Here is a 10,924-nt window from a genome sequence, read left to right on the forward strand (position 1 = left end):
ATGTGGCCTCCGTCTATGCAAGACAAGGTAAAGAAATAACATGGGCAGCATGCATCCCGTACAGGTGATCGCGGTGACCGGCGGCAAAGGTGGCGTCGGGAAGACTAACGTGTCAGTGAACTTGTCCCTGGCTCTAGCTGAGCTCGGCCGGCGCGTCATGCTGCTGGATGCCGATCTGGGGCTGGCGAACGTCGACGTCCTGTTGGGGCTGACACCCAAACGTACCCTGGCCGACGTGATCGAAGGCCGCTGTGAGCTGCGCGACGTGCTGTTGCAAGGGCCCGGCGGTATCCGCATCGTCCCGGCCGCATCCGGCACCCAGAGCATGGTTCATCTGAGCCCGGCCCAGCATGCCGGCCTGATCCAGGCTTTCAGCGACATCGGGGACAACCTTGACGTATTGGTGATCGACACCGCTGCGGGCATTGGTGACTCGGTGGTCAGTTTCGTACGCGCAGCGCAAGAAGTACTGCTGGTGGTGTGCGACGAGCCGACCTCGATCACCGACGCCTACGCGCTGATCAAACTGCTGAATCGCGACTACGGCATGAATCGCTTCCGCGTCCTGGCCAACATGGCGCAGAGCCCGCAGGAAGGCCGCAACCTGTTCGCCAAATTGACCAAGGTCACGGATCGTTTCCTCGACGTCGCCTTGCAATACGTCGGTGCGGTGCCTTACGACGAAAGCGTGCGCAAGGCTGTGCAGAAGCAACGTGCCGTCTACGAAGCCTTCCCGCGGTCCAAGTGCGCCCTGGCGTTCAAAGCCATTGCACAGAAGGTCGATACCTGGCCGCTGCCGGCCAACCCGCGTGGGCATCTGGAGTTTTTCGTCGAGCGCCTCGTGCAACAGACCGCAGGACCCGTCCTATGACAGCCAGTGGCTACAACCTCTACAAGCAATCGGCACGTGATGCGCAGTACGAGCTGATCGAGCGTTACGCACCACTGGTCAAACGCATTGCCTACCACTTGCTGGCGCGTTTGCCGGCCAGTGTCCAGGTCGAAGACCTGATCCAGGCCGGGATGATCGGCCTGCTTGAAGTGTCAACCAAATACGATGCCAGCAAAGGCGCGAGTTTCGAGACGTACGCGGGCATTCGAATCCGCGGCGCGATGCTCGATGAAGTGCGCAAGGGGGACTGGGCGCCACGTTCGGTTCACCGCAATACCCGCATGGTCAGCGACGCGATTCGCTCGATTGAAGCTAAAACCGGCCGTGACGCTAAAGATCATGAAGTTGCGGCCGAACTCCAATTGAGTCTCGACGATTATTACGGGATTTTGAACGACACCCTCGGTAGCCGGTTATTCAGTTTCGACGATCTGTTGCAAGACGGCGAGCACGAAGGGCTGCATGAGGATGGCGCCAGTGCTCATTTCGAGCCGTCACGCGATCTGGAAGATGAACGCTTCCAGGCGGCGCTGGCGGACGCGATTGCCAATTTGCCGGAGCGTGAGCGACTGGTGTTGGCGCTGTACTACGACGAAGAGTTGAATCTCAAGGAAATCGGTGAGGTCCTGGGGGTCAGCGAATCGCGGGTCAGCCAGTTACACAGCCAGTGCGCGGCCCGATTGCGGGGGCGTTTGGGGGAGTGGCGAGCGCGCTGACAGGCAGTGTGGGGACACTGCGAACGAGGTTGGTACGGCATTTTGCTGCATCAGTCACGGCCCGTTGTAATCCATACAACTGTTGAGTGTTACGCCGAATTGATTGAACGGCGCGTTCAGGTGCTGCGCGCGTTTTAAGACTGCTTGGAGGTCGAATTGGACAAGAATATGAAAATCCTCATCGTTGATGACTTCTCGACGATGCGGCGGATCATAAAAAACCTGTTGCGTGACCTTGGGTTCACCAACACGGTCGAGGCGGATGACGGGATTACCGCGATTCCGGTCCTCAACAGCGGGAGCATCGACTTTCTGGTAACGGACTGGAACATGCCCGGCATGACCGGTATTGATCTACTGCGCCACGTGCGTGCCGATGAAAAACTCAAACACCTGCCGGTGTTGATGGTCACGGCCGAAGCCAAGCGCGAGCAAATCATCGAAGCCGCTCAAGCGGGTGTGAACGGTTATGTGGTCAAGCCATTCACGGCTCAGGCGTTGAAAGACAAGATTGAAAAGATCTTCGAACGCATCGGTTGATGTGCAAAGCCAGTCCGCCACGGGGGAGCTATGGAGCATAACGAATCTTCACAGGGCGATTTCGAGTCGACCCTGAAAAAACACGCGGTCGAACTGGTCGATAGCCTTGAAAAAGGCAGGTTCGGCGACGCTGTGCAACTGATCCATGAGCTCAACCAGACCCGTGACCGCGGCCTGTACCAGGAAGTGGGCAAGCTCACCCGCGAGCTGCATAGCGCGATCGTCAATTTCCAGATTGACCCGCACATGCCGCAAGCCGAGGAAGTGTCTCAGATCACGGATGCCACTGAGCGCCTGGGTTATGTGGTCAAGCTGACCGAGGCCGCGGCCAACCGCACCATGGACCTGGTGGAAAACGCCACGCCGCTGATCAACAGCCTGAGCGACGAAGCTCAGGCGCTGAGCACGGATTGGGGGCGGTTCATGCGTCGCGAAGTCGGGGCTGAAGAGTTCCGCGAACTGGCCCGGCGGGTCGACGGTTTCCTCACACGCAGCAGCGAAGACAACCGCGTCGTGTCGAGCAACCTCAACGACATTCTGCTGGCCCAGGATTACCAGGACCTTACCGGCCAGGTGATCAAGCGCGTGACCCAATTGGTCACCGAAGTTGAAAGCAATTTGCTCAAGCTCGTGCTCATGGCCAGTCACGTCGACCGCTTTGCGGGTATCGAACATGACCGTGAAGCGATGCTGGCTGAAAAAGATCCGCAAAAACATCTCTCTCAGGGTGAAGGTCCGCAGATTCATGCCGATAAAAGAGAAGACGTTGTGTCCGGTCAGGACGATGTGGACGATTTGTTATCCAGCCTAGGATTTTAGAGTTTTAGCATTTTAGGTTTTTTAGGTTTTTAGACCTCAGGAGCACCCCCTTAATGAGCTTCGGCGCCGATGAAGAGATCCTTCAGGATTTCCTGGTTGAGGCCGGCGAGATTCTAGAGCAACTGTCCGAGCAGCTGGTCGAGCTAGAAAGCCGACCGGATGATGCGGATTTGCTCAATGCAATTTTTCGCGGTTTTCACACTGTAAAAGGGGGCGCCGGCTTCCTCCAGCTCAACGAGCTGGTGGAGTGCTGTCACATCGCCGAGAACGTGTTCGACATCCTGCGCAAGGGTGAACGACGCGTCGACTCGGAACTGATGGACGTGGTTCTCGAAGCACTGGACGCGGTGAACGGCATGTTCAGCGAAGTCCGCGAACGCAGCCCGATCACGGCTGCTACGCCTGAGTTGCTTGCAGCGTTGGCCCGTTTGGCCGAGCCGCAAACCACCGATGAATCGGCACCGGTCGCAGAGGTGGTGGAAGAACTTGCCGCTGAAGAATCGGGCGACATCACGGATAACGAATTTGAACAACTGCTGGACTCGCTGAACGCCGTCAAGGCTCAAGCCGAGGCTCCAGCGGCTGCGCCAGTGCCGACCAGCGATGCCTCGGCCAGCGATGAAATCACCGATGCCGAGTTCGAGTCGTTGCTGGATCAATTGCACGGCAAAGGCCAGTTCGCCGTCGATGCGGTGGCTGCGCCCGCCGCACCGGCTGCCCCAAAAGCGGCAGGCGACAGCTCCGATATTACCGACGACGAGTTCGAAGCACTGCTCGATCAGCTGCACGGCAAGGGCAACTTTGCCGTCGATGCGCTGGAGTCGGCGATTGCCGCCGTACCAGCGCCGGCTGCGCCAACCGCTAAAGCGGCCGGCGGCGATCTGATCTCGGACCACGAGTTCGAATCACTGCTCGACGAATTGCATGGCAAAGGCAAATTCACCGAGGTTGGCACTGGTGCAGTGGTTTCTGTTCCTGTCGCCAAGGCGCCAGCACCGGCTGCGAAACCTGTGGCCAAGGCGCCCGAGCCAAAAGCCGAAGCGCCGAAACCGGCCGCCGCTGCTGCACCGACCCCGGCCCGTGCCCCGTCTGCGCCACCACCAGAAAAGCCGGCCAGCGAAGCCGAGACCACCGTGCGGGTCGATACCGCGCGTCTCGACGAAATCATGAACATGGTCGGCGAGTTGGTACTGGTGCGTAACCGCCTGGTCCGTCTGGGTCTCAACAGCGGCGATGAAGCCATGTCCAAGGCCGTGTCGAACCTCGACGTGGTCACGGCCGACCTGCAAACCGCGGTCATGAAGACCCGGATGCAACCGATCAAGAAAGTCTTCGGGCGCTTCCCGCGCCTGGTTCGTGACCTGGCTCGCCAGCTCAAGAAAGAGATCAACCTGGAACTGGTCGGCGAAGAAACCGACCTCGACAAGAACCTCGTCGAGGCCCTGGCCGACCCGTTGGTCCACTTGGTGCGCAACTCGGTCGACCACGGCATCGAGGAGCCGGCTGATCGCGAAGCGATGGGCAAGCCTCGCAGCGGTAAGGTGATCCTGTCCGCGGAACAGGAAGGCGACCACATCCTGCTGTCCATCTCCGATGATGGCAAAGGTATGGACGCCGATGTTCTGCGCGGTATCGCCGTGAAGAAAGGCCTGATGGACAAGGATGCGGCGGACCGTCTCAGCGAGTCGGATTGCTTCAACCTGATCTTCGCTCCGGGGTTCTCGACCAAGACCGAGATTTCCGACGTCTCCGGGCGCGGCGTGGGCATGGACGTGGTGAAAACCAAGATCGCCCAGCTCAACGGCACCATCAATATCTACTCGACCAAGGGCAAAGGCTCGAAGATCGTCATCAAGGTCCCGTTGACCCTGGCGATCATGCCGACGCTGATGGTCATGCTCGGCAACCAGGCGTTCGCGTTCCCGCTGGTGAACGTCAACGAGATCTTCCACCTCGACCTGTCGCGCACCAACGTGGTGGACGGCCAGGAAGTGGTGATCGTGCGGGACAAGGCGCTGCCTCTGTTCTACCTCAAGCGCTGGCTGGTCAGCTCCGCCGCTCACGAAGAGCAGCGCGAAGGCCATGTAGTGATCCTTTCGGTGGGCACTCAGCGGATCGGCTTCGTCGTCGATCAACTGGTGGGCCAGGAAGAAGTGGTCATCAAGCCATTGGGCAAAATGCTCCAGGGAACCCCGGGCATGTCCGGCGCCACCATCACCGGTGACGGCCGCATTGCGCTGATTCTCGATGTGCCGAGCATGCTCAAGCGTTACGCCGCACGGCGTATTTGATTCTGGGGGAGCGGGGCGACTGAGCCTCGCCCCGTCTAACGGAGTGTTTATGGCAGTCAAAGTCCTGGTGGTGGACGATTCGGGGTTTTTCCGCCGCCGCGTCTCGGAAATTCTTTCAGCGGATTCGAATATCCAGGTCGTCGGTACGGCGACCAACGGCAAAGAGGCGATCGATCAGGCCCTGGCCCTCAAGCCAGACGTGATCACCATGGACTACGAGATGCCGATGATGGACGGCATCACGGCGGTGCGGCACATCATGCAGCGCTGCCCGACCCCGGTGTTGATGTTCTCCTCGCTGACTCACGAAGGCGCGCGGGTCACCCTCGACGCGCTGGACGCCGGCGCGGTGGATTTCCTGCCGAAGAATTTCGAAGACATCTCGCGTAACCCGGAGAAGGTCAAGCAACTGCTGTGCGAGAAGATTCTCAGCATCTCGCGCAGTAACCGTCGTGTCAGCGCCTACAGCGCCCCGGCCCCGGTGGCTGCGCCAGCCCCGACGCCTGCGCCTTCGAGCGTCAGCAGCTACGGCAGCAGCGCGCCTGTTCGTCCGACACCGATTCCGATTCCGGCTCGCACCCATGCAGCCACTCCGTCGTCTCCGGCACCGAAACGCAAAGCCTACAAACTGGTCGCCATCGGCACTTCCACCGGTGGCCCGGTTGCCCTGCAACGGGTGTTGACCCAGTTGCCGGCCAACTTCCCGGCACCGATCGTGTTGATCCAGCACATGCCGGCAGCCTTCACCAAGGCCTTCGCCGAGCGTCTGGACAAGCTGTGCCGCATCAGCGTCAAGGAAGCCGAGGATGGCGACATCCTGCGTCCGGGCCTGGCGCTGTTGGCGCCGGGTGGTAAGCAGATGATGATCGACGGCCGTGGCGCGGTGAAAATCCTGCCGGGCGACGAACGTCTGAACTACAAGCCGTGCGTGGACATAACCTTCGGTTCCGCGGCTAAATCCTACGGCGACAAAGTTCTGGCGGTGGTACTGACGGGCATGGGCGCCGACGGTCGCGAAGGCGCGCGTCTGCTCAAGCAGGGCGGCAGTGCGATCTGGGCTCAGGATGAAGCCAGCTGCGTGATTTACGGCATGCCAATGGCGATCGTCAAAGCCGAGCTCGCGGACGCGGTGTACAGCCTGGACGATATCGGCCGGCATCTGGTCGAGGCGTGCCTCTGATGGATGTACTCAGCCTTATCGGGATCATCATGGCGTTCGTCGCCATCATTGGCGGCAACTACCTTGAAGGCGGTCACCTCGGCGCGCTGGCCAACGGCCCGGCAGCGTTGATCGTGCTCGGCGGGACCATCGGCGCCGCGCTGCTGCAATCGCCGATGAGCGCCTTCAAGCGCGCCATGCAGATTCTCGCCTGGATTCTGTTTCCACCGCGCGTGGACCTGGCCGGCGGCATCGATCGCGTAGTGAACTGGAGCCTGACCGCCCGCAAGGAAGGTTTGCTCGGTCTGGAAGGGGTGGCCGACGCCGAACCCGACAGCTACTCACGCAAAGGTCTGCAACTGTTGGTGGACGGCGCTGAGCCGGAAGCGATTCGCAGCATTCTGGAAGTGGATTTCTATACCCAGGAAAGCCGCGACATCGAGGCCGCCAAAGTCTTTGAAAGCATGGGCGGCTATGCGCCGACCATCGGCATCATCGGTGCGGTAATGGGCCTGATCCACGTCATGGGCAACCTGGGCGATCCATCGCAGTTGGGCAGCGGCATTGCCGTCGCCTTCGTCGCCACCATCTATGGCGTGGCCAGTGCCAACCTGATGCTGCTGCCGATTGCCGCCAAGCTCAAGTCCATCGCGTTGCGGCAGTCGCGTTATCGCGAGATGTTGCTGGAAGGGATTCTGTCGATCGCCGAAGGTGAAAACCCTCGCTCTATCGAGCTGAAGCTTCAGGGCTTCATGGATTGATGGGGGAAATGGATCATGGCTCGTCGTCGGCAACCTGAAGAACACGTAAACCACGAACGCTGGCTCGTTTCCTACGCCGACTTCATTACGTTGCTGTTCGCTTTCTTCGTGGTGATGTACTCGATTTCTTCGATCAACGAAGGCAAGTACAAGATCATTTCCGAGGCGTTGATCGGTGTGTTTACCGATTCCGACCGCGCCCTCAAGCCGATTCCCATTGGCGAAGAGCGACCGAAGACCGTGACCCCGGCCAAGCCGCTGGTCAAGGACAGCGAACAGGTTGACGCCGGCATCGCCGGTGCCAGCGACCCGCTCAAAAGCATTGCCGATGACATCAGCGCGGCGTTCGGCGACTTGATCAGTTCCAATCAGATGACCGTGCGCGGCAATGAGTTGTGGGTCGAGATCGAACTCAACTCCAGCCTGTTGTTCGGCAGTGGCGATGCCATGCCCAGCGACATCGCGTTCAATATCATCGACAAGGTCGCCGCCATTCTGAGGCCGTTCGACAACCCGATCCACGTCGAAGGCTTTACCGACGATCAACCGATCCGCACCGCGCAATACCCGACCAACTGGGAGCTGTCCTCGGCCCGTTCGGCAAGCATAGTGCGCATGCTGGCGATGCAGGGTGTGAACCCCGGTCGTCTGGCGTCGGTGGGTTACGGCGAGTTCCAGCCGGTGGCCAACAACGCCACCGCTGAAGGCCGGGCGCGTAACCGTCGAGTGGTGTTGGTGGTTTCACGCAATCTCGATGTACGCCGCAGCCTCACCGGTACCGGAACGGCCAATGCACAACCGGATGCCGCGTTGAAGCGGGCTGGCACACAAACTGCACCGACCCCGGTCAAGTCGCCGGGACGAGAGAGTGCCGTCAATTCTCCGTCACCCGCATTAATACGCTGAGCTATTTCTCGGTCGACCTTTTCGACCGGGAGGAACAATCCGAATGAGAGTCTGGGCAGTCGCCAATCAAAAGGGTGGTGTCGGTAAAACCACTTCCTCCATCGCTTTAGCCGGTTTACTGGCCGAGGCGGGCAAGCGCGTGGTTGTGGTCGATCTCGACCCCCATGGCTCTATGACCAGCTACTTCGGTTACGACCCCGACAGCCTGGAACACAGCAGCTACGACCTGTTTCTGCACAAGGGCAGTGTGCCGCAAGGCTTGCCCGGTCAGTTGCTGATGCCCACCAGTGACGAACGCATTTCCCTGTTGCCATCGAGCACCGCGCTGGCAACCCTTGAGCGCCAGTCGCCGGGCCAGAGTGGTTTGGGCCTGGTGATCGCCAAGAGCCTGGCGCAGTTGTGGCAGGACTTCGATTACGCGGTGATCGACAGCCCGCCGTTGCTCGGCGTGCTGATGGTCAATGCCTTGGCGGCGAGCCAGCAGCTGGTGATCCCGGTGCAGACCGAGCACTTGGCGGTCAAAGGCCTGGAACGCATGGTCAACACCTTGGCGATGATCAATCGCTCGCGCAAACAGGCGCTGCCGTTCAGCATCGTGCCGACCCTGTTCGACCGCCGCACCCAGGCATCCCTCGGCACCCTTCGCGTGTTGCGCGACAAGTACCCGGAAGAAATCTGGCAAGGCTACATCCCGATCGACACCCGCTTGCGTGACGCGAGCCGGGCGGGGCTGACGCCTTCGCAATTCGATGGCAAGAGCCGCGGCGTTCTCGCTTACCGTGCACTGCTCAAGCATCTGCTGGCGGCACAACTTGTTCCGCAGGTGGCCTGAAATGAACCCCATTCCTGTAGGAGCGAGGCTTGCCCGCGAAGTAGGCGCCGCAGTCTTAACCGTTAAATCGCATCATCGTTCTTCGCGGGCAAGTCGGAACGCCGCACCGCTCGCTCCTACAAAGGTGCGCGTATGAATCGGCCGGTGAAGATCACATCGCGCCCGCAACTGGCCCTTCAATCCTATCTGGACGCCTTGCTGCAGGACGCGACCGAAGAGTTGCCGCCAGAAGTCGAGGCGTTGCCCGAGGTTGTCGAGGTTGAAGCTGCGCTGGATGAGTTCCAGGCTGCCGTGCTTGAAGAACAGGCCCGTGATGCACAGAAACCGGCCGTGGCCGCTGCACCCATCATTGCGCCAGTGGTGAAAGCACCCGTGGCCGTGATCGAAGCGCCGGCACCGATTCTGGCGCCCGTGTCGACGATTGCACCACTGCTGCAAGCATTGGTGCCGCCGGTGGTTGAAGTTCATCTGCCACCAAGCAACACGCCGCCACCGGTGGAAACCGACGGTCGTCCGGCATGGGCTGCCGAGCCGTTCGAATGCCTGTTGTTCGACGTCGCCGGGTTGACCCTGGCGGTGCCGCTAGTGTGCCTTGGGTCGATTTATTCCCTGGCCGGTCACGAGCTGACGCCGTTGTTCGGTCAGCCGGAATGGTTCCTCGGGATCCTGCCGAGCCAGGCCGGCAACCTGAAAGTGCTGGACACCGCGCGCTGGGTCATGCCGGACCGCTATCGCGATGATTTCCGCCAGGGCCTGCAATACGTTATTTCGGTTCAGGGCTACGAGTGGGGGCTGGCGGTGCATCAGGTCAGCCGCTCATTGCGCCTGGACCCGAACGAAATCAAATGGCGCAGCCATCGGGGTCAACGGCCATGGCTGGCGGGCACCGTGATTGAACACATGTGTGCCTTGCTCGACGTTTCCGCACTGGCCGAGCTGATCGCCAGCGGTGGGGCAAAGCACATGGGCGGCAGCAAGCCGGCCCACAAACCTACATAACAGAACAACACCGCTAGGGCGGTTTCTTAAGGGGTCAGGGTATGAATGATAAGGCGACGGCTGCAAAGGGTTCCGAAGATCCGATCCTGCAATGGGTAACCTTCAAACTGGACAATGAAACCTACGGCATCAACGTGATGCGCGTTCAGGAAGTCCTGCGCTACACCGAAATCGCCCCGGTCCCGGGTGCTCCGAGCTACGTGCTGGGCATCATCAACCTGCGCGGTAACGTGGTCACCGTGATCGACACCCGTCAGCGCTTCGGCCTGATGAATGCCGAAATCAGCGACAACACCCGGATCGTCATCATCGAAGCCGACAAGCAAGTGGTCGGGATCATGGTCGACAGCGTGGCGGAAGTGGTTTACCTGCGTCAGTCGGAAATCGAGACCGCGCCGAATGTCGGTAACGAAGAGTCCGCCAAGTTCATTCAAGGCGTGTGCAACAAGAACAACGAACTGCTGATCCTGGTCGAGCTGGACAAGATGATGAGCGAAGAAGAATGGTCGGAACTGGAGAGTATCTGATTGATTCTTGAGGTAGCTGTCATTGTCCTGTTCCTCTTCTGGGCAGGCACGCTGGCGATGCTGCTGGCGTACATCCGCGGTCAGCGGCAGATCGCCTCGCAACAGGCCAAGGGTGATGCGCTGCGCGATCAGCGCATCAAGGACCTGGCCAAACGCGTCGACGACTATCAGAACGGCAACGTACACATGGGTGAAGACCTGCATGAACTGCGCGCGGTCGTCGCGCCGTTGCCGGACAAACTGGCTCAGTTGGAGCAGCGTGATCCGTCGAGCCTTTCATTCGCTCAGGCTGCGCGCCTGGTGGGGATGGGGGCCAGCGTCGATGAACTGACTCAGTCTTGCGGGTTGACCCAGGCTGAGGCGGAGTTGATGAGTAAGTTGCACAAGAACTGATTTTTACGCTTGCGTTGAGATCGCTATTCGCGAGCAAGCTGAACTGGTCCAGTAATTTTGGACATTATTTTCGGTTCTCACGCGGCCAT

At 60.1% G+C, this 10,924-nt stretch carries 12 protein-coding genes; all 12 read left to right on the plus strand.

Features of this window, described 5'->3' with window-relative positions; genetic code table 11:
- The first annotated feature begins 40 nt into the window (after nt 1-40).
- The 12 genes from fleN (at nt 41) to IC37_RS21585 (ending at nt 10,835) form a co-directional block, all read left to right on the plus strand.
- Nucleotides 41-871, plus strand: coding sequence for a flagellar synthesis regulator FleN (gene fleN, locus IC37_RS21530; protein WP_003222917.1), 831 nt, complete (start codon nt 41-43; stop codon nt 869-871).
- Nucleotides 868-1,608 carry an RNA polymerase sigma factor FliA gene (fliA, locus tag IC37_RS21535; protein WP_030130556.1) on the plus strand — a complete coding sequence of 247 codons (741 nt, stop codon included), beginning with the start codon at nt 868-870 and terminating at the stop codon, nt 1,606-1,608. Before fleN ends, fliA begins: the two co-directional genes overlap by 4 nt.
- Nucleotides 1,609-1,776: 168 nt before the next feature.
- Nucleotides 1,777-2,148, plus strand: coding sequence for a chemotaxis response regulator CheY (locus tag IC37_RS21540; protein WP_008072643.1), 372 nt, complete (start codon nt 1,777-1,779; stop codon nt 2,146-2,148).
- Nucleotides 2,149-2,178: 30 nt separating this feature from the next.
- Nucleotides 2,179-2,967: a protein phosphatase CheZ gene (locus tag IC37_RS21545; RefSeq protein WP_030130558.1), complete on the plus strand. Its 789-nt coding sequence runs from the start codon at nt 2,179-2,181 to the stop codon at nt 2,965-2,967.
- Between the two features lie 53 nt (nt 2,968-3,020).
- Nucleotides 3,021-5,258 carry a chemotaxis protein CheA gene (locus tag IC37_RS21550; RefSeq protein WP_030130559.1) on the plus strand — a complete coding sequence of 746 codons (2,238 nt, stop codon included), beginning with the start codon at nt 3,021-3,023 and terminating at the stop codon, nt 5,256-5,258.
- A gap of 49 nt (nt 5,259-5,307) precedes the next feature.
- On the plus strand, nt 5,308-6,438 hold the full coding sequence (locus tag IC37_RS21555) for a chemotaxis response regulator protein-glutamate methylesterase (RefSeq protein ID WP_030130560.1): 1,131 nt from the start codon (nt 5,308-5,310) through the stop codon (nt 6,436-6,438).
- Entirely contained in the window at nt 6,438-7,178 is a 741-nt protein-coding gene (locus IC37_RS21560) for a flagellar motor protein (protein WP_030130561.1), read from the plus strand. Before IC37_RS21555 ends, IC37_RS21560 begins: the two co-directional genes overlap by 1 nt.
- Before the next feature lie 12 nt (nt 7,179-7,190).
- Nucleotides 7,191-8,084 carry a flagellar motor protein MotD gene (gene motD / locus IC37_RS21565; protein ID WP_371916344.1) on the plus strand — a complete coding sequence of 298 codons (894 nt, stop codon included), beginning with the start codon at nt 7,191-7,193 and terminating at the stop codon, nt 8,082-8,084.
- Between the two features lie 43 nt (nt 8,085-8,127).
- Nucleotides 8,128-8,916, plus strand: a complete 789-nt coding sequence (locus tag IC37_RS21570; protein ID WP_030130563.1) for a ParA family protein — start codon at nt 8,128-8,130, stop codon at nt 8,914-8,916.
- 132 nt (nt 8,917-9,048) lie between these two features.
- A complete protein-coding gene (locus tag IC37_RS21575) occupies nt 9,049-9,915 on the plus strand; it encodes a CheW domain-containing protein (protein WP_030130564.1) in 867 nt (288 codons plus the stop codon).
- Between the two features lie 41 nt (nt 9,916-9,956).
- The gene (locus tag IC37_RS21580; RefSeq protein WP_007980742.1) at nt 9,957-10,442 is read left to right on the plus strand and encodes a chemotaxis protein CheW; all 486 of its coding nucleotides are present in this window, start codon (nt 9,957-9,959) and stop codon (nt 10,440-10,442) included.
- Nucleotides 10,443-10,835 carry a DUF2802 domain-containing protein gene (locus tag IC37_RS21585; RefSeq protein WP_030130565.1) on the plus strand — a complete coding sequence of 131 codons (393 nt, stop codon included), beginning with the start codon at nt 10,443-10,445 and terminating at the stop codon, nt 10,833-10,835. It abuts the gene before it with no gap.
- Nucleotides 10,836-10,924: the final 89 nt, after the last annotated feature.

Origin of the sequence: Pseudomonas sp. QTF5, from assembly GCF_000512695.2 — a bacterium.
Taxonomy (GTDB): domain Bacteria; phylum Pseudomonadota; class Gammaproteobacteria; order Pseudomonadales; family Pseudomonadaceae; genus Aquipseudomonas.